The sequence below is a fragment of the Streptomyces ortus genome (assembly GCF_026341275.1).
In the GTDB taxonomy this organism is placed as follows: domain Bacteria; phylum Actinomycetota; class Actinomycetes; order Streptomycetales; family Streptomycetaceae; genus Streptomyces; species Streptomyces ortus.
This window is the reverse complement of sequence record NZ_JAIFZO010000002.1, coordinates 1,830,727-1,853,204: the sequence shown is the minus strand read 5'-3', so window position 1 is coordinate 1,853,204 and position 22,478 is coordinate 1,830,727. Positions and strand designations below refer to the sequence as shown.

The 22,478-nt window shown below is 72.0% G+C and carries 20 protein-coding genes; 8 read left to right on the top strand and 12 right to left on the bottom strand.

What is annotated here, in order from left to right; genetic code table 11:
• Nucleotides 1-25: 25 nt before the first annotated feature.
• Nucleotides 26-1,048 carry an NADP-dependent oxidoreductase gene (locus K3769_RS11505; protein WP_267026341.1) on the top strand — a complete coding sequence of 341 codons (1,023 nt, stop codon included), beginning with the start codon at nucleotides 26-28 and terminating at the stop codon, nucleotides 1,046-1,048.
• An 88-nt stretch (nucleotides 1,049-1,136) separates the two neighbouring features.
• Here K3769_RS11505 and K3769_RS11500 read toward each other — a convergent pair whose 3' ends face one another.
• Both K3769_RS11500 and K3769_RS11495 read right to left on the bottom strand, forming a co-directional pair.
• Nucleotides 1,137-2,288 carry a serine hydrolase domain-containing protein gene (locus K3769_RS11500; protein ID WP_267026340.1) on the bottom strand — a complete coding sequence of 384 codons (1,152 nt, stop codon included), beginning with the start codon at nucleotides 2,286-2,288 and terminating at the stop codon, nucleotides 1,137-1,139.
• A gap of 71 nt (nucleotides 2,289-2,359) precedes the next feature.
• Nucleotides 2,360-4,957 carry a M14 family zinc carboxypeptidase gene (locus K3769_RS11495; protein WP_267026339.1) on the bottom strand — a complete coding sequence of 866 codons (2,598 nt, stop codon included), beginning with the start codon at nucleotides 4,955-4,957 and terminating at the stop codon, nucleotides 2,360-2,362.
• A 260-nt stretch (nucleotides 4,958-5,217) separates the two neighbouring features.
• Here K3769_RS11495 and K3769_RS11490 point away from each other — a divergent pair, with 260 nt between their 5' ends.
• Together K3769_RS11490 and K3769_RS11485 are read left to right on the top strand one after the other, a co-directional pair.
• A complete protein-coding gene (locus tag K3769_RS11490; RefSeq protein WP_267026338.1) occupies nucleotides 5,218-6,090 on the top strand; it encodes a hypothetical protein in 873 nt (290 codons plus the stop codon).
• A 160-nt stretch (nucleotides 6,091-6,250) separates the two neighbouring features.
• A complete protein-coding gene (locus K3769_RS11485; protein ID WP_267026337.1) occupies nucleotides 6,251-7,054 on the top strand; it encodes an EI24 domain-containing protein in 804 nt (267 codons plus the stop codon).
• Nucleotides 7,055-7,056: 2 nt separating this feature from the next.
• On the opposite strand, the gene K3769_RS11480 is transcribed toward K3769_RS11485, so the two are convergent.
• Both K3769_RS11480 and K3769_RS11475 read right to left on the bottom strand, forming a co-directional pair.
• Nucleotides 7,057-8,370 (bottom strand): pyroglutamyl-peptidase I, encoded by a 1,314-nt coding sequence (locus K3769_RS11480; RefSeq protein ID WP_267026336.1) that lies wholly within the window; start codon nucleotides 8,368-8,370, stop codon nucleotides 7,057-7,059.
• A 137-nt stretch (nucleotides 8,371-8,507) separates the two neighbouring features.
• Nucleotides 8,508-9,077: a TetR/AcrR family transcriptional regulator gene (locus tag K3769_RS11475; protein ID WP_267026335.1), complete on the bottom strand. Its 570-nt coding sequence runs from the start codon at nucleotides 9,075-9,077 to the stop codon at nucleotides 8,508-8,510.
• A gap of 203 nt (nucleotides 9,078-9,280) precedes the next feature.
• Between K3769_RS11475 and K3769_RS11470 the strand changes: the two genes are divergently transcribed.
• A complete protein-coding gene (locus tag K3769_RS11470; RefSeq protein ID WP_267026334.1) occupies nucleotides 9,281-11,728 on the top strand; it encodes a glycoside hydrolase family 3 protein in 2,448 nt (815 codons plus the stop codon).
• Between the two features lie 120 nt (nucleotides 11,729-11,848).
• On the opposite strand, the gene K3769_RS11465 is transcribed toward K3769_RS11470, so the two are convergent.
• A complete protein-coding gene (locus K3769_RS11465) occupies nucleotides 11,849-12,763 on the bottom strand; it encodes an SGNH/GDSL hydrolase family protein (protein ID WP_267026333.1) in 915 nt (304 codons plus the stop codon).
• 198 nt (nucleotides 12,764-12,961) lie between these two features.
• Here K3769_RS11465 and K3769_RS11460 point away from each other — a divergent pair, with 198 nt between their 5' ends.
• Entirely contained in the window at nucleotides 12,962-13,456 is a 495-nt protein-coding gene (locus tag K3769_RS11460; RefSeq protein WP_267026332.1) for a DUF3145 domain-containing protein, read from the top strand.
• 212 nt (nucleotides 13,457-13,668) lie between these two features.
• On the opposite strand, the gene K3769_RS11455 is transcribed toward K3769_RS11460, so the two are convergent.
• From K3769_RS11455 to fasR, 5 genes are all read right to left on the bottom strand, one after another.
• Nucleotides 13,669-14,964 carry a beta-ketoacyl-[acyl-carrier-protein] synthase family protein gene (locus tag K3769_RS11455; protein WP_267026331.1) on the bottom strand — a complete coding sequence of 432 codons (1,296 nt, stop codon included), beginning with the start codon at nucleotides 14,962-14,964 and terminating at the stop codon, nucleotides 13,669-13,671.
• 85 nt (nucleotides 14,965-15,049) lie between these two features.
• Entirely contained in the window at nucleotides 15,050-15,298 is a 249-nt protein-coding gene (locus K3769_RS11450; RefSeq protein ID WP_267026330.1) for an acyl carrier protein, read from the bottom strand.
• Between the two features lie 71 nt (nucleotides 15,299-15,369).
• Nucleotides 15,370-16,401, bottom strand: a complete 1,032-nt coding sequence (locus K3769_RS11445; RefSeq protein ID WP_267026329.1) for a ketoacyl-ACP synthase III — start codon at nucleotides 16,399-16,401, stop codon at nucleotides 15,370-15,372.
• A 22-nt stretch (nucleotides 16,402-16,423) separates the two neighbouring features.
• Nucleotides 16,424-17,356, bottom strand: a complete 933-nt coding sequence (locus K3769_RS11440; protein WP_267026328.1) for an ACP S-malonyltransferase — start codon at nucleotides 17,354-17,356, stop codon at nucleotides 16,424-16,426.
• An 89-nt stretch (nucleotides 17,357-17,445) separates the two neighbouring features.
• On the bottom strand, nucleotides 17,446-18,651 hold the full coding sequence (gene fasR, locus K3769_RS11435; protein WP_267026327.1) for a fatty acid biosynthesis transcriptional regulator FasR: 1,206 nt from the start codon (nucleotides 18,649-18,651) through the stop codon (nucleotides 17,446-17,448).
• 84 nt (nucleotides 18,652-18,735) lie between these two features.
• Between fasR and K3769_RS11430 the strand changes: the two genes are divergently transcribed.
• Complete coding sequence (locus tag K3769_RS11430) at nucleotides 18,736-19,389, top strand: pirin family protein (protein WP_267031325.1); 654 nt, start codon at nucleotides 18,736-18,738, stop codon at nucleotides 19,387-19,389.
• Here the strand turns inward: K3769_RS11430 and K3769_RS11425 are convergent.
• Entirely contained in the window at nucleotides 19,386-20,210 is an 825-nt protein-coding gene (locus K3769_RS11425) for a serine hydrolase domain-containing protein (RefSeq protein WP_267026326.1), read from the bottom strand. The genes K3769_RS11430 and K3769_RS11425 overlap by 4 nt on opposite strands.
• Before the next feature lie 83 nt (nucleotides 20,211-20,293).
• Nucleotides 20,294-20,764, bottom strand: a complete 471-nt coding sequence (locus K3769_RS11420) for a GNAT family N-acetyltransferase (RefSeq protein ID WP_267026325.1) — start codon at nucleotides 20,762-20,764, stop codon at nucleotides 20,294-20,296.
• 95 nt (nucleotides 20,765-20,859) lie between these two features.
• On the opposite strand from K3769_RS11420, the gene K3769_RS11415 reads away from it, so the two are divergent.
• On the top strand, nucleotides 20,860-21,324 hold the full coding sequence (locus K3769_RS11415; RefSeq protein ID WP_267026324.1) for a MerR family transcriptional regulator: 465 nt from the start codon (nucleotides 20,860-20,862) through the stop codon (nucleotides 21,322-21,324).
• Nucleotides 21,321-22,337, top strand: a complete 1,017-nt coding sequence (locus tag K3769_RS11410; protein WP_267026323.1) for an aldo/keto reductase — start codon at nucleotides 21,321-21,323, stop codon at nucleotides 22,335-22,337. Before K3769_RS11415 ends, K3769_RS11410 begins: the two co-directional genes overlap by 4 nt.
• Nucleotides 22,338-22,478: the final 141 nt, after the last annotated feature.

The following is a 22,478-nucleotide window of genomic DNA, read 5'->3' as shown; positions in this document are numbered from 1 at the left end:
CGTTGCACCAGGAAAGGCGCCCTCCATGACCGACACAGCCGAGCTCCCCACCACCAACCGCGAATGGCACCTCGTGAGCCGCCCGGTCGGCGTCCCGAAGCCCGAGGACTTCGCGCTGGTCGAGGCCGACCTGAAGCAGCCCGGCCCGGACCAGATCGTGGTGCGCAACAAGCACCTCTCCGTGGACCCGTACATGCGCGGCCGTATGAGCGCCGCGAAGTCGTACGTCGCCCCCTTCGAGGTGGGCAAGGTCATGCAGGGTGGCGCGGTCGGCGAGGTCATCGCGTCGAACGCGGACGGCGTCTCCGTCGGCGACCACGTCCTGCACAGCTTCGGCTGGCGCGAATACGCCGTCTTCGACGCCAAGCAGGCCGTCAAGGTGGACCCCGAGGCCGCGCCCCTGAGCACGTACCTCGGCGTCCTCGGCATGACCGGCCTCACCGCGTACGCGGGCCTGCTGCGCACCGCCTCCTTCACGGAGGGCGACTCCGTCTTCGTGTCCGGCGCGGCCGGCGCCGTCGGCAGCCAGGTCGGCCAGATCGCGAAGCTCAAGGGCGCCTCGCGGGTCATCGGCTCGGCCGGTTCCGACGAGAAGGTCAAGCTGCTGGTGGAGGAGTACGGCTTCGACGCGGCCTTCAACTACAAGAGCGGCCCGGTGAGCGAGCAGCTCCGCAAGGCGGCGCCCGACGGCATCGACGTCTACTTCGACAACGTCGGCGGTGACCACCTGGAGGCCGCGATCGGCTCCCTCAACCTGCGGGGCCGTATCGCCATCTGCGGGATGATCTCCGTATACAACAACACGGAGCCGGCGCCGGGGCCGAAGAACCTCGCGCGCCTCATCGCGACGCGCGGCCGGATCCAGGGCCTTCTGGTCGGCGACCACTACGACCTGCAGCCGCAGTTCGTCCAGGAGGTCGGGCCGTGGGTCGCCTCCGGCGAACTCAAGTACCGCGAGACGGTTGTCGAGGGCATCGAGAACAACCTGGAGGCTTTCCTCGGGGTCCTGCGGGGCGACAACACGGGCAAGATGATCGTCACGCTCTGACCCCGACGCGGCCGGAGCCAAAAGATCGCGCTGTTCCCCGCGCCCCTGATCCGGGGCGCGGGGAACGGCGCAATCTTTTTACCGGCGCTCAGGCCGGCGCCGGCGCCGTGTGGATCGCGAGGACCAGCCGCTGGTTCTCCGGTGCCGCGCCCCCCGGGAACGAGATCCGCCGCCGCGTGTACCCGTACGCGAGCCCACTCCGCGGATCCGCGAACCCCTGCGACCCGCCCGCCCCGCTGTGGCCGAACGCCCCCGCCCCCAGGAACGGATGCCACATGTCGGCCGTGGCCTGGAACCCCAGCCCGTACGACTTGTGCGCCCGCGCCACCAGGTCGTACCCCACGGAGTGGATCTGCCCCACCTCCGCGACCGTGTCCGGCTTGAGCAGCGCCGCGCGCCCGTTCACCTCCCCGACCGCCGCCGCGTACATCCCGGCCAGCCCGCGCGCGGAGGCGACCCCGCCCGCCGAGGCCTGACCGAGGGCCCGCACCGCACGGGAGTTGGGGAAGTCCACCAGCGGCACGGCTCCCGGCACATGCTCGTTGAACGCGATCGAGGCCAGCGTGTGCGGCCCCCTCGGTGTCGCGTCCAGCAGCGCCTGCTCCGGCGGCGTCGGTGCCATCGGCTGCACCGACAGGTACCGGTGCTCCTCAGACTCGGGCAGCCCCAGATGGAAACCCAGCCCGTACGGCGCGCGGACCCGCTCCTCGTACACCTCCTGGAGCGTACGGCCGGTGACCCGCCGGACGATCTCGCCCGTGAGCGCGCCGATCACCAGCGCGTGATAGCCGAAGGCCGTGCCCGGCCGCCAGAACGGTCGCTGGCCCGCGAGCCGTTCGGCGATCACCCGGTCGTCGGCCAGTTCGTCGAGGGTGAAGCCCGCGTCCGAACCGACCAGCCCCGCCCGGTGGGCCAGCAGCTCCCGCAGGGTCACCGCCGACTTGCCCTCCGCCGCGAACTCCGGCCAGTAGTACGCCACTTCGCGATCCAGTTCCAGCGTGCCGTCCTGTACGAGCAGGGCGACCACCAGGTGGGCCGCCCCCTTCGTGGAGGAGAAGACACCGAACAGCGTGTCGCCGTCGGTGTCCGCGCCGGTCCACAGATCGACGACCCGCCGCCCCCGTACGTACGCGGCCAACTGTCCCGCGTAATCCGGACGTTCGGCTGCGACGACGGACGCGAACTCCTCGCGCACCGCCTCGAAGCCTTCGGCGACGGTGCCGTGGATCTCCTGTGCCATCCGTGCTCTCCTCAGATCTCTGTGTGCCGCGTCCCAGTTCTCGGCGACCGTGTTCCCAGTACCCGGTCCTCTCAGGACACGGTCAGCAACGCCCGTGCCACCTGCGCGAATTCTCCCTTCGGATGATCGCGGAAGAGCGGCTCCGTGCCGAACAGCACGGCATGCGGCCCGCTCACCACCGAAGCCCGGCCGGCCGCCTGCGCCGGTCCGCCGCCGCCGTCCTGCAACGCGCGCCAGTGGCCGGAGACGAGTGGACTCGCGCCGGCCCCGCCCCCGTACGACTGCTCCACGCGCACCCCGGCGCCGAGGCCCGTGAACCACACCGGCGCGTAGACGAAACCGTGGTCGGGGGCGCCGGCGGTCACCCCGCCACCGGGTGAATTGACCAGCCGTACCACGCCGTTGGCGTCCGGGTTGCCCTCCACCGCCTGGACCGTCAGGAGACCGGCGGAGGTGTTGAGAGCCGCCCCGGTGGCGCCACGGCCCACCAGCCCCTCCCGGCTCAGGAAGGCGTTCAGCGCGGTGCGCGCGGCCGGGGTGAGGTCGGCGGCGTCCAGCCCGGCGGACGCGAACAGGACGTCCGCCCGCGACCAGTCGAAGCCCGCGTTCAGGACGACCGTGGACACCGGGACCACGTCGAAGTTCATCTCCCGCAGCGCGAACAGCTCGCCCGGCGTAACCGCCGCGGCCACCCGGACCCGCCGCAGCGGGGCGCCGCCGCTCTCCTTCGTCGCGTCGAAGGCCACGTCGTACGTCCTCGCGGCGACCGCGGCCTTCCCGCGGGCCGAGGCGGGCACGATCGCACTGCCGTCGACCGCCCGCCGCACCGAAATCCCGTCCGCGAGAAGGGAGTTGAGCGCCGCGATCTCCCGGGGGTCGTCGAGGCGCAGCCGCAGTCGCGGCTGCCGCGTCCCGCCGGGGGCCACGTACCCGGCCTTCGCGGCGGCGTGCACCGCCCGGTCCGGCACGTCGAGTTCCGAGGTCCGTACGGTGTCGACGGTCGCGCCCCACAGGCGGCCGAGGCTCCAGCCGGAGATGTCGTACATCACCGACACCTTGTCGCTGATGTCCCGCCCGTCCGCCAGCATCACATTGGCCATGCCGCGCTTGGGCTGCCGCAGATCGACGACGTACGAGCCCTTCGCGTACGTCCTGCCGTTCGCGCCGCCGAGCCTGAAGTCCCGTGTCGCCTGCCGGACCCGGACGTCGTTGGCGAGCAGGTGGTCGACCAGGCGGGCGGCGGCCGGGGCCGAGCGCTGGGCATCCGCGCCCGCCGGAATCACGTACGCGCGGGGGAAGTCGGTGGTGTAGACGTCCTCCGGGCCGATGCCCGGGACACCCGGCACGGTCTCCGGCGAGACCGGGACCTGGGCGGCGCCCGTCACGCTCCGCCGGAAGACCTCGATCTGGTCGGCGACCAGTGAACTGCGGTGCGTGCGCGCGTAGTCCAGGCTCGCGCGCATCGCCGCGCCCGCGATGGCCACGTTGATCGACGCGCGGCGGCGCAGCTCGGTGACGGGCAGTTCGTCGTACTCGTCGTTGTTCACCGCCATGGGGAACTCGACGGTGTGCGCGGCGACCGTGCCGTGGAAGGGCATGTACTGCGGGGTGAAGATGGGCGGCCAGTCGTCCCAGCCCTCCTCCTGGTCCCGGAAGGGAATCTGGGCGGGCTCCACCCCGTCCCGCTCCGGTGTGTAGCCGAGGCCGTTGACGGCGGCCTCCATACCGAGGGCGTTGGCGTAGGTGTTCTTCAGGAAGAGGTCGTACTCGTAGTTCTCGCCGTGCGGGGGCGTCGTCGGCTCGATGAGGGTGCCGTTGACGTAGCCGTGCAGGTCGACCATGAGCGCGGGCTGCTTGTCGATCGCGATCTGCCGCATGGCCCGCACCTCGGGCTGCGAGGCGGTCACGAAGTCCCGGTTCAGGTCGAACCCGTTGGCGTTCGCTCGGGTGCCGGCGATACGGCCGTCCGGGTTCGCGGTGATGTTGAAGTACACGCGGTGGTGCGCGAGGAGGTCGCGGGTGCTGCCGTCCTCGGCCGTGGCGAGCTTCTCGATCAGCTTGAGGGAGGCGTCCGTGCCCTCCCACTCGTTGCCGTGGATGTTGTTGTTGAAGAAGACCGGCGTCTTGTAGTCCCGCTTGACGGCGGGGTCCTTGGCGGCGGCGACGGGCGCGTTCTCGATCAGCTCGCGCATACGCTCCTGGGCGCGCGCCTGCCGGTCGGACTCCGGCGCGGTGACGGTGACCAGGAACAGCCGGTGTCCGCCGGCCGACCGGCCCGCGACCTCCACACTCACCCGCTCGCCGAGGCGCTGCAGTGCGTTCAGCTTCGGGGCGATGGCGTGGTACGGGGTCAGGCCCAGCTTGATGGACTTGTCGGCCGGGTTCCGGGGGTCCGGGGCGAGTACCTGCTCACGCGGATAACCGCGTACGGCTCCGGCGTCGGGGGTGAGTTCGGTGACCGGGGCGGTCAGGGCGCGGTCGGTGGCGCTCCCGGGTGCCCTGGCCGCCTCTCCGGCTCCGCCGCCGGCGTCGAAGGGGCCGGATCCCTCGCGGACCGGCGCCCCCGGACGGGGTGTCGGGTCGGCGACGGCGCCGTTCGGGGTGAGCAGGAGCGTGGCCGCCGCGGTGGCGGTGGCCGTGACGATCAGGACGGGTCTCGGTAGGCGCACGTGTACCTCCGCGGAGAGGGCCTGACAGGGGTCACTTCGGTACGGGAGGTCTACCTGCTCGTCCCTCCCGCAACAAGAGGGCGTCGGCGTAACCGATGGGGCGGACGCGGGGTCCCCGGCCGGGCGGAGGGGGCATCCTGGAAACGGACCCGACACCAGGCACCGGGCGACCGGCACCCGATGACCGGCGACCGGCGACCGGCGACCGGCAGCGCACGTGCGCGGCGTGCGTGCGTGCGTGCGTGAGGCGAGGAGAGCCCATGGCAACGATCCCGTCGCTCCCCAGCAGGGACGACGTCGCGCGTATCGCGCGCAGCACGTCCGACATCACCGGCCAGCTCCTGGACACCGCGGGCAACCTCACCCGGATCGCCGTCAACACCCTGGACCCGAGGGACGGTTCGGGCGCCGAGGCGCTACGGGTGCTGCGCGAGACGACCGCCGAACTCGCCGAGGCGAGCGCGTCGCCCCAGGCGCAGGAGGCCTTCTACCGGATGGTGGACACGCTGACGCGGCTGGGGACGAGCGGGGCGCCGCTCGCCGGCCACCCGGTCGGCGAACCGGCGCGGGCGCTGCTCACCGCGCTCGGGGACAGTCTGCTGCCGCTCCTCGACGCGGTGGAGCCGGCGGTGGAGGAGGCCGCGGAGGCGCTGGGGGAGCTGGTGGACGCCTCGTCGCCGCTGCTGCCCGCGGTGGCGGGGGTGGCGGCCGGCACGCTGCTGGTGCTCGCGCCGGTGATCCGGGCCGCGGCCGAGGTGCTGCGGGACTCCTCGCCCGAACTGCGGCGCGGCGCGGACGCGTTGACGTCCGCGCTGGCTCCGCTGCTGCCGTTGCAGGCGGCGCTGGCGGAACGGGCCGCGGTGGCGGGGGCGGGCGCGGTCCGTGCGGCGGTGCCGCCGCTGGCGGACCTCACGGAGGTGGCCGCGGCCGGCTTGCGGGCGGGGCGGCCGTTGCTGGTCGCGGGGGAGGAGGCGGTGGTCTCCGGCCTCGAACAGCTCCAGCCGCTGCTTGTCGCTTCCGCGGGGTGGGCGGGCAGGGCGGTGCGGGCCGCGGCGGTGCGGGTGTCGGCGGTCGTCTCGCCCGCGGCGGGTCCGGCGGCGGTGGTGACCGCGCAGTTCCCCGCGTCCCCCTAAAAGCAAAAGACTGCGCCGTTCCCCGCGCCCCTAAGAGGGGCTGCGCCCCATCAGGGGCGCGGGGAACTGCGCAATCTTTTGGCTTTGGGGGCGAGGGGGAGCCGCGCGGCCGGTTTCACCGGCCCGCAGGCGCGGGATCCGCGCCCGGTAAGGTACAGCCATGCGTGATCTTGGCGTGGGATTCAGGTACTTGCTGCGCGGCCAGCGCTGGGTGGCCAGGCACGGAAAGCAGTTCGGCTTCGGACTGATCCCCGGCCTCATCACCCTCGTCCTGTACGCCGCGGCCCTGGTGGCCCTGGCCCTGTGGGGCACGGACTTCGTCACCTGGGCCACCCCCTTCGCCGACGACTGGTCGAGCCCCTGGCTCGGCCTCTTCCGCGGCTTCCTGACGGCGGTCCTCTTCGCGCTCGCCCTGCTCCTGTCCGTCGTCACCTTCACCGCCGCCACCCTCATCATCGGCCAGCCCTTCTACGAGAGCCTCTCCGAGAAGGTGGACCGGGACGTGTCCCCGGACGGCACGGCCCCCGAGTCGGACCTCCCGCTCTGGCGCGAACTGCTGATCTCGACCCGCGACAGCCTCCGCATCGTCGCAAGGGCCGTGATCTGGGGCGTCCTGCTCTTCGCGCTCGGCTTCATCCCGTTCGTCGGACAGACCGTCGTCCCGGTGATCGGCTTCTTCGTCACCGGCTACTTCCTCACCGAGGAACTGACGGCGGTCGCCCTGCAGCGCCGCAACATCGTGCTCCGCGACCGCCTCACCATGCTCCGCTCCCGCCGCATGCTGGTCTGGGGCTTCGGCACCCCCCTCGGCATCGCCTTCCTCGTCCCCTTCGTCGCCGTCTTCCTGATGCCCGGCGCGGTCGCGGGCGCCACCCTGATGGCCCGCGACCTGCTCGGCGAGGAGACCCGCGAGGAGAAAGAGGACGAGGACGCCCCGGCCCCCGCGGGCTCCCTCACCGACTGACGTCAGCCGGTCGCGTCCGCTGCCACCGTCAGGATCGACCGCACCTGGGCGATGATGTCCAGCCGGTTCCGCACGAACTGCGCGTCGGTGACCGTTCCGCTCGCCGGATCCGTGTTGCCCGCCCCGAACTCCAGTACCGGCGTGTGGACATGACCGCCGGGCAGCGAGCCGCCGAGCCCGAGCCGGTCCCGCAGGAGCGTCGCGCGGTATGCGATCTCGTTGGACAGGTAGTTGCCCCCACCGCCCGCCCGGGCCGTCGAGCCCGCGGTCGGACCCTCGGGGCGCACCACGGACTCCGTGTCGCCCGCCGGGATCTCGGTCACCGACGTGTTGTCGTACACGGGGAAGCGTCCCGTGTCCGCCGCGACGATGGCCTTGTACGGCAGGGTCGTCGTCGTCCACTGCGGCTGCGAGGCCGGGTCGGTCACCGGGACGGTCTCGGTGCGCGAAAGGTTCTCGTTGTCCGGGAAGCCGCCGCGCCAGGCCCCGTTGGTGCGCTCGATGTCGATACGGCCCACCCGGCCCTGGCTGACCGTGGTGAACAGGTCGACGTGGGGGAGGTGCGGGCGCAGCGTCCGCTCCACGGTCCCGTCGGCGAAGTCCTGCCAGCGGACCGGGAAGACGGCCGTCTCGATACGCGCCGGACCGTCCGCCGTCCTGATCACCGTGCCGTCCAGCGCGAGCGCGGTCGCCCCCGACGGGTTGGAGATCCGCACGTCCCGGTCCAGCGTGAACGGGTCGAACCCGGTCAGCAGGATCCGCTTGACCTTCTTGACTTTCTTGACCTTCTTGCCACCGGATGCGGACGTGACCTGCGACTGCGACTGCGACTGCGACCTGGTGTGCGGGAAGCGGATGGAGTCCTGGCCCCGTGACGTCCGCTCCAGCGCGGCCAGCAGCTTCGCGCGCCGGGCCTCGCCGAGCCCGAACTCCGGCTCCCACTGCCGCACTTCGCGTGTCATACCGAGCCGGGCCCAGTACAGCGGCCGGTCGTCGTCCCTGCTGAGGTCGCCGCCCGCGGGCCCGCGGCCCTGGGCCCGGTCCACCGCCCGCTGCCACAGCCGCGAACCCTGCCGTTCGACCAGCCGCTCGGCCTGCGCGTACGAACGGGCCTTGCCCAGCTCCCGGGCCAACTCCGGTGCCACCGTGTCGAATCCGGACCGGGCGAGGATCTCCTGGGGCGCCGCCTTGTCGAGGCGCTGCTCCTCCACGGTGGGCGTGGCCGCGGGGTTCTCCGCGGCGAGGGCGGGCGGTGCGGCGAGTCCGGCCAGCAGAGCCAGGCCGAGGGCGCCGATCCGGACACGTATGTGCGTCAAGGCGGTTCAGGTCCTTCCGAGTCGGGAGTGCGAGAGAGGGGGGACGTCGTCGGATGGCGGCAGTATGCGCGACGCACGGGACGCACGCCATAACGCGTGCCCCGCCCGCGCCACCCGCCCCACCCGACCCGTGAAGATCAGCCCTCGCCCAGCAGCGTGAGGAAGTCCCGGAACGCCGCCGGCATGTCCACCGACTCCGGCGCGAGCAGCCACTGGTACTGCAGCCCGTCCATCACCGCGACGAGCAGGGGGGCGGCCCGTTCCGGGGTGAGCCCGCTCGGCAGCCGCTCCCCGTACTCGGTCCGCAGCACCTGCGCCATGTTCGCGCGTACGGCCTCGTACCGGTCGGTGAAGAACTCCCGGGCCGGATGCCCCTCCGTGACGCTCTCGCCGAGCAGCGCCGAGAAGGTCTGCACGATCCCGGGCCGCATGGCGTTGTACTCGACGAGCTGGCCGAGCAGTTCGAGCCGCCACCCGGTGCCGGGGACGGCGTCCCACTGGTCGCGCTCCGCCAGTACGGCGACGAGCAGCGCCTCCTTGGTGGGGAAGTGGTGCAGCAGCCCCTGCGGGGTGAGGGCGACCCGCTCGGCGACCGCCGCCAGGCTCGCGCCCCGGTAGCCGCGCTCGGCGATCACCTCCAGCGCCGCCCGGAGGATCTCCGCGCGCCGTTCCGTGCCTCTGGCCGACCTGGGCGCCCCGCTCGTCATGACGTCACCGTACGACGGACAGGGCTCTCCCCGCGGCTTTCCAGGGCATAGATATAACGCGGACGTAACGAAACCTACCGATCAGCAGGTGACACGGGCAGGATGGCGGGGACGGAACGGTGTGCGACGGAACGCATCGCGCCGGACCGGACCCACCGCACTCAACGAGCTCGACGCAACGCACTCAACGAGGAGGCACCGCCATGGCGGGAACGCGGCCCACCCCGGCCGATCAGGCGCGCGAGGCAGTGGTCGAGGCGGCTCTCGCCCGCCTCGACCTGGACTCGAAGGCTCGGCTGCTCGCCGGACAGGACATGTGGTCCCTGCCCGAGCTGCCCGAGATCGGGCTGAGGTCACTGGTCATGTCCGACGGCCCGATCGGCGTCCGGGGCGTGCGCTGGACCGCCGACGACCCGTCCATCGCCCTGCCGTCACCGACCGCCCTCGCCGCCACCTGGGACCCCGCCCTGGCCCGCCGCGCCGGCCGTCTCCTCGCCCAGGAGGCCCGCCGCAAGGGCGTGCACGTCCTGCTGGCCCCCACCGTAAACCTGCACCGCTCGCCGCTCGGCGGCCGGCACTTCGAGGCGTACAGCGAGGACCCGTACCTCACCGGCCGGATCGGCACGGGGTACGTGACCGGCGTGCAGGAGGGCGGGGTCGCGACCACCGTCAAGCACTTCGTCGCCAACGACGCCGAGACCGACCGCTTCACCGTGGACAACGTGGTCTCGCGGCGCGCCCTGCGCGAGCTGTACCTGGCCCCCTTCGAGGCCATCGTCGCCAACGCCCACCCCTGGGGCATCATGACCGCCTACAACTCGGTCAACGGCACCACGATGAGCGAGCACCGCTACCTGGTGAACGAGATCCTGCGAGGCGAATGGGGCTTCGACGGCTTCAACGTCTCCGACTGGATGGCGGCCCGCTCCACCGTCGGCGCCATCAAGGGCGGCCTGGACGTCGCCATGCCCGGCCCGGTCACCGTGTACGGCGACAAACTCGCCGCCGCCGTCCGGGCCGGCGAGACCGACGAGGCCAAGGTCGACGAGGCCGTGCGCAACGTGCTGCGCCTCGCCGCCCGCGTCGGCATCCTCGAAGGCGCCGAACCCGTCGTCGCCGACCCGTCCGGGCTCCCGGAGACGATCCACGGCGAGTCCCTGGCCCGTGAGATCGCCCGCCGCGCCTTCGTCCTCGTACGCAACGAGGGCGCCCTCCCGCTGGCCGCCGGGCACTCGGTGGCGCTCCTCGGAGCCGCCGCCCGTGACGCCCGCGTCCTGGGCGGCGGCTCCGCGACCGTCTTCCCCGCCCGGACCGTCTCCCCGCTCGACGGCCTCACCGCCGCCCTGCCCGAGGGCGCGCTGACGTACGCGGTCGGCGCCGACCCGAGCCAGGAACTGGCGCCCGCGGACAAGGGGTTCGAGCTGCGCGCGGTCTGCCGCGACACCGCGGGGGCCGTCCTCGGCACGGGCTCGGCGCCGAGCGGCCACCTCCAGTGGATGGGCAACGACCTGCCCGACGGCGTCACCCACGACCGCCTCGACAGCGTCGAACTGACCGGCACCTTCACCCCGCGCGAGAGCGGCCCGCACACGTTCGGGATCAAGGGACTGGGCGCCTTCACGCTCACGATCGACGGCACGGAGTACTTCGACGGCGTCCAGAGCACCGATTTGGACGACCCGTTCGTGACGTTCTTCGGCGACCCCGTCGAGCGCGCCACGGTGGACCTGACCGCGGGCCGCGCCTACGACGTCTCCCTGCGCCACAAAGTCGTGGTCCCCGACGACGTGCCCATGCGGGTCATCACCTTCACGCTCGCCCACCAGGAGCCCGTCCGTGACGCCGACGGGCTGATCGCCGAGGCCGTCGAAGCCGCCCGCGCCGCCGACACGGCGATCGTCGTGGTCGCCACGACCGAGCGCGTCGAGTCCGAGGGCTTCGACCGCAAGGACCTCCGGCTCCCGGGCCGCCAGGACGACCTGGTCCGCGCGGTCGCCGCCGCCAACCCGAACACCGTCGTGGTCGTGAACTCCGGCTCCCCGGTGGAACTGCCCTGGCGCGACGAGGTCGCCGCGGTGCTGCTCGGCTGGTTCCCGGGCCAGGAGGGCGGCGCGGCCCTCGCGGACGTCCTCACCGGCGCCCACGAGCCGGGTGGCCGCCTCCCCACCACCTGGGGCCCGCTGGAGTCCGCCCCCGTCACCGAGGTCACCCCCGCCGACGGTGAGCTCCCCTACACCGAGGACGTGTTCATCGGCTACCGGGCCTGGGAGAAGGAGCACCGCACCCCGACGTACCCCTTCGGCCACGGCCTCGGCTACACCGACTGGACGTACGACGGCATCGAGGTGACGGGTACGACGGTCACGGTCCGCCTCACCAACACGGGCACCCGCACCGGCCGGGAGACCGTCCAGCTCTACCTCGCCCCGACGGACCCCACCCCCGACCGCCCCGCCCGCTGGCTGGCCGGCTTCGCGAACGTCGAGGCCGCCCCGGGGGAGTCGGTCCGCACGACCGTCGACCTCCCGGCCCGGGCGTTCGAGGTCTGGGACGAGGAGTCCAACGCCTGGACACCGGTGAAGGGCCTTTACGAGATCGAGGCATCCCACAGCCTCACGGACACCAGGCTGCGGGCCACCCTCGTCCACTAGCCTCCAGCTTCCACGGGCGGGGAACGGCGCACAGCCTTCAGCTCTGAGGGGCGCGGGGAACGGCGCAATCCTTTGCTCTTGAGGGCGCGGCGAACTGCGGGATCCTTCGCTTGCGCGCCGTCACCGAGATGGTGTACGGGACGTGACCACCCCGTACGCCATCTCCGCGAGCCGCGCCTGCCCGTCCACGCTCGGATGGAACCAGTCCCAGTGACTCAACTGCGTCGTCCCGAACCGGTAGTCGAAGACCGCCCCGCCGTCGGACCGGCACCACCGGTCCTTCGCGCACACCTCTTCCAGGACGGTGTTGTACGCCTGGACCCGGTCCTGCACCCGGTCCCGCCGCGACGTGGCCGCCGAACTCAACGAGTCCGCGTCGGCGAGCATCGAGGGACAGAGCCCCAGCTTCCAGATCTGCTTGCCCATCGGATTCGTCCGCCCCTGTGACCACAGCCGCTTCAGGTCCGGCACGCTGGACACGTACACCTGAGTCTTCGGCAGAGCGGACCGCAGCGTGCTCAGCGCGTCCTCGAACTGGCTGCGGAAGTCCGCGACCGACGTCATCGCGGACACCGACGAACGGCAGGCGTCGTTCGCGCCGGCCATCACCGTGACCAGCTGGGGTTTCTTCGCCGCGGCCTGTGCCATCTGGCCGGGCAGGTCGGCCATGCGCGAGCCGGTCACCGCGTAGTTCCAGCTGCGCTGCGAGGCCCCGGTCTTCCCCAGGAGCCGTACCGCGAGACTCTTCACCTTCGCGTCGGTGCCGGTGGCCCACGACACCTCGGGGCAGTCGGTCAGCACCGAACAGGCGTCGAAGCCGCGGGTGATCGAGTCGCCGACGGCGGCCAGCGAGCGCGGGCTGCGGTCCCAGGCCGGCGTGGGCTTCGGCGACGGCCCACCACTCCGCGCGTCCGTTCCCTTCGGCCCCGGGGAGTTGCCGCCCACCGCGTCGCAGCCGGTCAGTCCCACGACGCCGACAAGAGCCGCGGCGACGGCCGCGACCAGGCCCCGCGAACGGTGGCCACGCTTTCGCATCCCCAGTTCCCCTCGTTCATCACGCAACGGCGGTCCGCCTCCGAGCGTCCTCCCGGGTGAAACTGCCGTGTTTCCGGGCGCCTGGACCGACGGTACGTCACACTCCTTGCGCCGCCACGCGGTAGCCTCGCCAGGTGGCCGCACTGCCACTGAACGATCCGCCAAGCCGCAAAGTGCCCGCTCTGCCCGGAGGTGCCAGTGACGACACGTGGAGTTCTCTACGTGCACTCCGCGCCGCGTGCGCTGTGCCCGCACGTGGAGTGGGCGGTCGCGGGCGTGCTCGGTACGCGGGTCAGCCTCGACTGGATCCGGCAGCCCGCCTCGCCCGGCACGTGGAGATCAGAGTTCTCCTGGAAGGGTGAGGCCGGTACGGCCTCCAAGCTCGCCTCGGCGCTGCGCGGCTGGCAGATGCTGCGCTTCGAGGTGACCGCCGAGCCGTGCGCCAACGCCGAGGGCGAGCGCTACAGCTGCACCCCGGACCTGGGCATCTTCCACGCGGTCACCGGGATCCACGGCGACATCCTGATCCCCGAGGACCGGCTGCGCGCGGCGCTGGCCCGCTCCCAGCAGGGCGAGACCCACCTGGAGTCCGAACTCACCCGACTCCTGGGCAAGCCGTGGGACGACGAACTGGAACCCTTCCGCTACGCAGGCGAGGGAGCCCCCGTCCGCTGGCTCCACCAGGTGGTCTAGCCCCGGCAGACCCCACCCCACAGGGGCCGCGTGGCTTGTGGCCTTCAGGGGCGCGGGGAGCGGCGCGGTCTTTGGCTTGTGGCCTTCAGAGGCGCGGGGAACGGCGCAATCTTTTGACTTGGGCCCCGCCCCGCGACACGCCAGTGGCCCGACCCCTCGAAGAGAAGCCGAGCCACTCACTCACTCACGACCAAGCCGACGGCCGGCCGATCTCACACCGTGCGGAACGCAAGCACCACGTTGTGCCCACCGAAGCCGAACGAGTCGTTCAGCGCCGCGATCCGCCCCTCGACGGGCAACTTCCGGGCCTCCCCGCGAACGATGTCCGCGGTGGCCTCCGCCTCGGGGTCGAGGTTCTCGACGTTGATGGTCGGCGGAGCGATCCGGTGGTACAGCGCCAGGACCGTGGCCACCGACTCCACACCACCCGCGCCACCGAGCAGATGCCCGGTCATGGACTTCGTACCGGACACGGCGAAGTGGTCGGCGTCGTCGCCGAACACCTTCCGCAGCGCCTTCAGCTCGGCCACGTCGCCGGCCGGCGTGGAGGTCGCGTGCGCGTTGACGTGCACGATCTCCGCCGGGTTCAGGTCGGTGCTGTCGAGCAGGTGCTGCAGCGCCGCCGCGATGCCGCGGCCCTCCGGCTCCGGCTGCACGATGTCGTGGCCGTCGGAGGAGATGCCCTGGCCGACCGCCTCCGCGTACACACGGGCTCCGCGCTTGGCGGCGTGCTCGGCCGACTCCAGGACCACGACGCCGGCGCCCTCGCCCAGGACGAAGCCGTCACGGCCGATGTCGTAGGGACGCGAGGCGCCCTGCGGGTCGTCGTTGTTCTTGGACATCGCCATCATGTTGCCGAACGCGGCGATGGGCAGCGGGTGGATGGCCGCCTCCGTGCCACCGGCGACGACGACGTCGGCGCGGCCGGTACGGATCATCTCGATGGCGTAGCCGATGGCCTCGGCGCCCGACGCGCAGGCGGAGACCGGGGTGTGCACACCGGCGCGGGCGCCGACGTACAGGCCCACGTTGGCCGAGGGGCCGTTCGGCATGAGCATGGGAACGGTGTGCGGGGAGACGCGGCGTACGCCCTTCTCCTTCAGCACGTCGTACTGGTCGAGCAAGGTGGTGACGCCGCCGATGCCGGAGGCGATGACCGCGCCGAGCCGGTCGGGGTCGACAGCCGCGCCCTGCTCGGCGGTGTCCGCCGCCTCGGCGCCGGCCGTGGCGGTGAATCCTGCGTCGGCCCACGCCTCCTTGGCCGCGATCAGCGCGAACTGCGCCGAGCGGTCCAGGCGGCGGGCCTGCGGGCGGGGAATGACCTCGCCCGGCTCCACGGCGATCTGTGCCGCGATGCGGACCGCCTGGTCGGCGGCCCAGTCCTGCTCGAGAGGGCGGACGCCGGAACGTCCGGCGACCAGGCCCTCCCAGGTAGAGGCTGCGTCGCCACCCAGCGGTGTGGTTGCGCCGATACCGGTGACGACCACGGTGCGATTGGTCGGGCTCACGGGAATTCTTTCTCCAACGGATACGAGGATTCAGCGGCGCCACCGCCGGGCGGCGGGGCTAGCAGCGTCCGGGGGTGAAGGTGACTCAGCCCTGGTGCTTGAGGATGTACTCGGTCGCGTCGCCGACCGTCTTGAGGTTCTTGACGTCGTCGTCGGGGATCTTGACGTCGAAGCGCTCTTCGGCGGCGACGACGACCTCGACCATGGACAGCGAGTCGACATCGAGGTCGTCGGTGAAGGACTTCTCCAGCTGGACGTCCTCGACCGGGATGCCGGCGATCTCGTTCACGATGTCGGCGAGACCGGCGACGATCTCTTCCTTGGTGGCGGCCATGTCAGGCGCTCCTTCTTGTGTATCCAGAGGGTGTGGCGGTACGACCGTCCGGAACGTTCCGGACGGTGTGCCTAGGGGAGGGTAACGACCGTCGCGGCGTACACGAGACCCGCCCCGAAGCCGATGACGAGCGCGGTGTCGCCGCTCTTCGCCTCGCCGGTCGCCAGGAGCCGCTCCATAGCGAGCGGGATCGAGGCGGCCGAAGTGTTACCTGTGGTGCGCACGTCACGCGCGACCGTGACGTGTTCCGGCAGCTTGAGAGTCTTCACCATCGAGTCGATGATCCGCTCGTTGGCCTGGTGGGGAATGAAGACGTCCAAGTCGTCCGCGGTGAGTCCGGCGGCTTCCAGCGCCTCCTTGGCGACCTTGGCCATCTCGAACACGGCCCAGCGGAACACCGCCTGGCCTTCCTGCGTGATCGCGGGAAACTTGACCTCGCCCTTGGAGTCCAGGGGCAGCTGGGACACGTCCCCGATCCGGAAACGGTCCCAGGGGACGGTCTGCTTGATGGTGTTGGACTTGTCGCCCTCGGAACCCCAGACGGTGGGGCCGATGTGCGGCTCCTCGGAGGGGCCCACGACGACCGCGCCCGCGCCGTCACCGAACAGGAAGGCCGTCGCGCGGTCCTCCAGGTCGGTCAGGTCGGACAGCCGCTCGACGCCGATGACCAGCACGTACTCCGCCGAACCCTCAACGATCATGCCCTTGGCGAGCGTCAGTCCGTAGCCGAAGCCGGCGCAGCCCGCCGAGATGTCGAAGGCCGCGGCCTTCGCCGTGCCGAGCTTGTCGGCGATCTCGGTGGCGACGGCCGGGGTCTGGCTGAAGTGGGAGACGGTCGAGACGACGACGGCGCCGATCTGCTCGGCGCTGATCCCGGCGTCGGCGATCGCCTTGCCGGACGCCTCGATCGACATCGCGGCGACGGTCTCCTCGTCGTTGGCCCAGTGCCGGCTCTCGATGCCGGAGCGCGAACGGATCCATTCGTCGGACGAGTCGATGCGTTCGAGGATCACCTCGTTCGGGACGACGCGAACCGGGCGGTAGCCGCCCACACCGAGGATCCGCGCGAACGGGGCGCCTTTGCGGGCCTTGATCTTCGACATGCTCAGTGGGCTCCTTACGCGCTCAGGCCGAGGCGTGCTCGGCGATGAGCTCGCGAGCCGCTTCGAGGTCGTCGGGTGTCTTCAGCGCCAGCGTCTTCACGCCGGGCAGCGCGCGCTTGGCGAGACCGGTCAGCGTGCCACCGGGGCACACCTCGACCAGCGCGGTCACGCCGAGTTCCTTGAAGGTCTCCATGCACAGGTCCCAGCGGACCGGGTTGGCGACCTGACCGACCAGCCGGGAGACCACTTCGGCACCCGTCGTGACGGCGTTGCCGTCCTTGTTCGAGACGTACGTGACCGTCGGGTCGGCCGGCGACAGCTCCGCCGCGGCCTGCGCGAGGACGTCGACCGCCGGAGCCATGTGCCGGGTGTGGAACGCGCCCGCGACCTTGAGAGCCACCACCCGGCGTACGCCCTCGGGCTTGTCCGCCTCCAGGGCGGCCAGCTCCTCCAGCGTGCCGGCGGCCACGATCTGGCCCGCGCCGTTCACGTTCGCCGGGGTCAGGCCCAGCTTCTCCAGGTGCGGGATCGTCACTTCGGGGTCGCCGCCGAGCAGCGCCGACATCCCGGTCCGGGTGACGGCGGCGGCCTCGGCCATCGCCAGGCCCCGCTTGCGCACGAGCTTCAGTGCGGCCGTTTCGTCCAGGACACCCGCGAGGACGGCGGCCGTGATCTCACCGACGCTGTGTCCCGCGACGGCGTCGGGTGCCGGGGCGGCGGGCGCCGTGGCACCGAGTGCCGAGGCGGACAGGAGACCCGCGGCGACCAGCAGCGGCTGGGCGACGGCGGTGTCCCGGATCGCGTCGGCGTCTCCTTGCGTTCCGAAGTGGGCAAGGTCGAGCCCGATGGCGTCCGACCACGCGGCGACGCGGTCGGCGGCGCCGGGGAGGTCGAGCCAAGGAGTCAGGAAGCCGGGCGTCTGGGCACCCTGGCCGGGAGCGACGAGTACGAGCACTCTCACACTCTCTCTTGTGAACGGGCACGGCCGCCCGTGGGGACAGGGACGAAGAACAGGAGGGGGAATTGTAGGTCCCCGACAAAAGCCTAGAGTTGGGGATCTCCATCGGCCAGACGCCCCAGGATCAGCGCGATCCGCAGCGTGAACGCCGAACGTACGTCGGAAGGCGACCAGCCGGTGACGTCAGTCACACGTCGAAGCCGGTAGCGCACGGTGTTGGGGTGCACGAAGAGCATCCGCGCGGCGCCTTCAAGACTGCTCGCCTGTTCGAGATAGACGCTCAGCGTCTCCAGGAGCGCCGACCCGGCCTCCTCCAGCGGTCTGTAGATCTCCTCCACCAACTGGTCGCGCGCCGCCGGGTCACCGGCGATCGAGCGCTCCGGCAGGAGATCGTCCGCCAGCACCGGCCGGGGGGCGTCCTGCCAGGCGAAACACGCCTTCAGCCCGGCCGCCGCGGCCTGCGCGGAACGAGTCGCGGCCAGCAGGTCGGGGACCACGGGACCGGCCACCACGGCCCCCGCGGCGTACGGGCCGATCAGGGACTTCGCGACCGCCAGGGGGTTGTCGCTGCCGCCCGCGATGACGACGAGCCGGTCACCGAGGACGCCGGTGAGCACCTGCAGTTTGGCGTGCCGGGCGGCCCGCCGGATGGCCTCGACGGTCAGCTCGCTGTCACCGTCGGGTGCCGTGCCCAGCACCACGCACACATGCTCGGGCGAGTTCCAGCCGAGGGCCGCCGCACGGGACACCGCTCCCTCGTCGGCCTCGCCGGACAGGACCGCGTTCACGACCAGCGACTCCAGGCGGGCGTCCCAGGCACCGCGTGCCTCGGCGGCCTGCGCGTACACCTGGGCGGTGGCGAAGGCGATCTCCCGGGCGTACACGAGCAGCGCCTCGCGGAGCACGTTCTCGTCCCCCGGCGCCGCGACCTCGTCGATCGCGGACTCCATCACCTCGATCGTCGTACGCACCATCTCCACGGTCTGGCGCAGGGTGATCGCCCTGGTCAGTTCGCGGGGCGCGGTGCCGAAGACGTCCGTCGAGATGGCCTGGGGGGCGTCGGGCTGCCGGAACCACTCGGTGAACGCGGCGATACCGGCCTGGGCGACGAGGCCGATCCACGACCGGTTCTCCGGTGGCATCGCCCGGTACCAGGACAGCGTCTCGTCCATGCGCGCGATGGCCTGGGCGGCGAGACTGCCGGACGACTTCTCCAGCCGCTTCAGGGTCGCGGTGTGCGCGTGGGCGGTGCGCGCGGCGCGTTCGGTGTTGCTGGTCTCGGGTTCGGGCACGGCACAAGACTGCCTTATCCGGACGCCGGGATGCGGCGGAGGGTCGCAGGTGACACGCCCGGCAGGTCTACCGTGGGTCGCGTGATGGACGTACGGCGCGCCGACGAGCGCTACCGCGGAGGCGACCCGGCGGCCGGGATCGAGTCCCTGCACGCCTTCTCCTTCGGCCCGCACTACGACCCGGACAACCTCCGCTTCGGCGCGGTCCTCGCCTGCAACGAGGAGCGCCTGGCCCCCGGCGCCGGTTTCGACGAGCACCCGCACAGCCACACCGAGATCGTCACGTGGGTCGTCGAGGGCGAGCTGACCCACCGGGACTCCACGGGCCACGAATCGCTCGTACGCCCCGGGGACGTCCAGCGCCTCAGCTCGGCGGGCGGGATCCGCCACGTCGAACGCAACGACGGCGGTACGCCCCTGCGCTTCGTGCAGATGTGGCTGGCCCCGCTCCGGCCGGGCGGCGACCCGCTGTACGAGGTGGTCCACGGCATCGCGGACTCCACGCCGTACGCGGTCCCGGAGGCGGGGGCGATGCTGCACGTACGCCGCCTCGCCCCGGGCCGGCGGACCGCGATCCCCGACGCACCCTTCCTGTACGCGCATGTCGTACGCGGCGAGGTGCTGCTGGGCGGCGCCGAGGTGCTGGGCGCGGGGGACTCGGCACGTGTCACGGACGCGAAGGACCTGGAGGCGGTGGCCCGGGGGAGCGCGGAGCTGCTGCTGTGGGAGATGGGTTAGCCGTTCCGGAGTTCGGCGAGCACCGCGTCCGTGAAGGGCGGCCACGCCTCGGTCGCCCACGTGCCGAACGCCCGGTCCGTCAGGGTCACGCAGGCGACGCCCGCGTCCGGGTCGATCCACAGGAACGTGCCGGACTGGCCGAAGTGGCCGAAGGTGCGCGGGGAGGACGAACCGCCCGTCCAGTGCGGGGACTTGGAGTCGCGGATCTCGAAGCCGAGGCCCCAGTCGTTCGGGTTCTGGTGGCCGTAGCCCGGCAGGACGCCCTTCGTGCCCGGGTACTGCACGGTCATCGCCTCGGCGACCGTCCGCGGGTCGAGCAGCCGCGGCGCCTGCACCTCGGCGGCGAACCGCACCAGGTCGTCGACGGTCGAGACGCCGTCCTTCGCGGGCGAGCCGTCGAGGGTCGTCGACGTCATCCCGAGCGGTTCGAGCACCGCCTGCCTCAGATACTCCCCGAAGGGGATCTCCGTCGCCTTCGCGAGGTGGTCGCCCAGCTGCTCGAACCCGGCGTTGGAGTACAGCCGCCGCTGTCCGGGCGGAGCGGTCACCCGGTGCTCGTCGAAGGCGAGCCCGCTGGTGTGCGCGAGCAGGTGCCGCACGGTGGCGCCCTCGGGCCCGGCCGCCTCATCGAGCTCGACGGCCCCTTCCTCGTACGCGACGAGCACGGCGTAGGCGGCGAGGGGTTTGGTGACGGAGGCCAGCGCGAAGGGTCGGGTGACGGGCCCACGGGTCCCCAGGACGGTGCCGTCCGCCCGTACGACGGCCGCGGCGGCGGTGGGGACGGGCCACTTCTCGATCAGTGCGAGGCTCTGCAAGGACATGCCCAGAGCCTACGGGCCCCGTGCGAGGGCGTCGTCGGGGGTGCGGGGCCCCACCGGCGTGCCCCGCACCCGCCCACCACCGCTCAGAACTTCAGCCGCATCAGCGGATCCGGGGTCCGCACGAACCCCATCGACTCGTACAGCGGCGCGGCCTCCGGGGAGGCGGTCAGGTCGATCTGCCCCACCCCCCGCTCCCGGAACCACACGACCAGCTCCGCCATGCAGGCCCGCGCGTACCCCCGCCGCCGCACCGCGGGATCCGTCGCCACACTGAACACGTAACCGATCCGCCCGTGCGGGTTCCCGGCCCGCCCGATCCGGTACTCCAGCGTCCCCGCCACCAGCGCGGCCAGCGCCCCCGGCCGCTCGGGGTGGTCGACGACGAAGGCCGCGAAACCCCCGTAGGGATCGGCCAGCCGACCCCGTACGGTGGCCAGGGACGCGGCCTGCCAGCCGGTGGACGTGTCCGCCCCGGGCATCGAGTCGATCAACACCTGACGCAGTCGGAGCACTTCCCCGGCGTCCTCGGGCAGGGCACGGCGTACAAGACTCATGATCGGCACGCTAGTCAGCGCGGCGCCCCGTGTCGTCGGAATTTCACCGGCCCGCCCTTGCTTGGAGCGCACTCCAAGGTTTTAGCGTGGGGGCCATGACGGTGATGGAGACCACGGAGCCCGGGACCGACATCTGCGTACCCCCGCCGCAGAGGCTGAGGCGGCCCGACGGCCGGGACCAGTACACGATCAGCGAGGTCGTCGCGTTCACCGGCCTGACGGCACACACCCTCCGCTGGTACGAGCGGATCGGGCTGATGCCGCACATCGACCGCTCGCACACGGGCCAGCGGCGCTACAGCAACCGCGACCTCGACTGGCTCGACCTCGTCGGCAAGCTGCGGCTGACCGGGATGCCGGTCGCCGACATGGTGCGGTACGCGGAGATGGTGCGGGCGGGCGACGAGACGTACGCGGACCGTTTCGAGCTGCTCGAAGCGACGCGGCGGGACGTGCGGGCCCGGATCGCCGAGCTCCAGGACACCCTCGCCGTGCTCGACCGGAAGATCAGTTTCTATGCGGACGCCGGGCAGGCCCCGGCGTCGGAGAGGTCCCGATGACGGACAGCAGGATCGCCAAGGCCCCGCTCGGTACGGGCGGCCTCGAGGTCGGCGTGCAGGGACTCGGCTGCATGGGCATGAGCTTCGCGTACGGCCCCACGGACGCCGAGGAGGCCCGGGCCACCCTGGAGCGCGCGCTGGAGCTGGGCGTCACGCTCTACGACACGGCCGACGCCTACGGGCAGGGGGAGAACGAGCGGTTCCTGGCGCCGTTCTTCGCCGCGCACCGCGACGAGGTGGTCATCGCGACGAAGTTCGCCATGACGATCCCGCCGGACGAGCCGACCCGGCGGATCATCCGCAACGACGGCCCGTACATCCGGCAGGCGGTCGAGGCGAGCCTCAAGCGCCTGGACGTCGACGTGATCGACCTCTACTACATGCACCGCCGTGATGTGAACGTCCCCATCGAGGAGACCGTCGGCACCATGGCCGAGCTGGTCCGCGAGGGCAAGGTCAAGCAGCTCGGTCTCAGCGAGGTGACGGGCGGCGAGCTGCGGGCCGCGCAGACGGTGCACCCGATCGCGGCCGTGCAGTCGGAGTGGTCGCTGTTCAGCCGGGACATCGAGGCGGGGGTCGTCCCGGCCGCCCGTGAACTGGGCGTGACCCTGGTCCCGTACTCCCCGCTCGGGCGCGGTTTCCTCACCGGCTCCTTCACGGACGCCGCCAAGGACCTGACGGCCGGTGACTTCCGCCGTCAGCAGCCGCGCTTCACGGGGGACAACGCGGCGGCGAACGCGGCTCTGCTCGACTCGATCCGGACGGTCGCGGAGGCGCACGAGGTGTCCGTGGGGCAGATCGCGCTGGCCTGGGTGCACCGGCAGGCGGCCGTGCACGGTCTGCCGGTCGTGCCGATCCCCGGCACGCGCCGGCGCACGCGGGTGGAGGAGAACACGGCGGCGACACGGATCACCCTGACGGACACGGACCTCGCGGTCCTGGACCCGATCGCCGCGAAGGTCGCGGGCACGCGCTACGCCGACATGACGTTCGCGTCGGCGGGCCGGGAGTAGCCCACCGCAGTTCCCCGCGCCCCTGAATGCCAGAAGCAGGGCGCAGCCCCGCTTTTCAGGGGCGCGGGGAACTGCGCGGCCCACCCCGACCGACCCGCACCTGTCGAACCCCCTCAGCCCGGCCCAGCCCAGCCCTGCCTT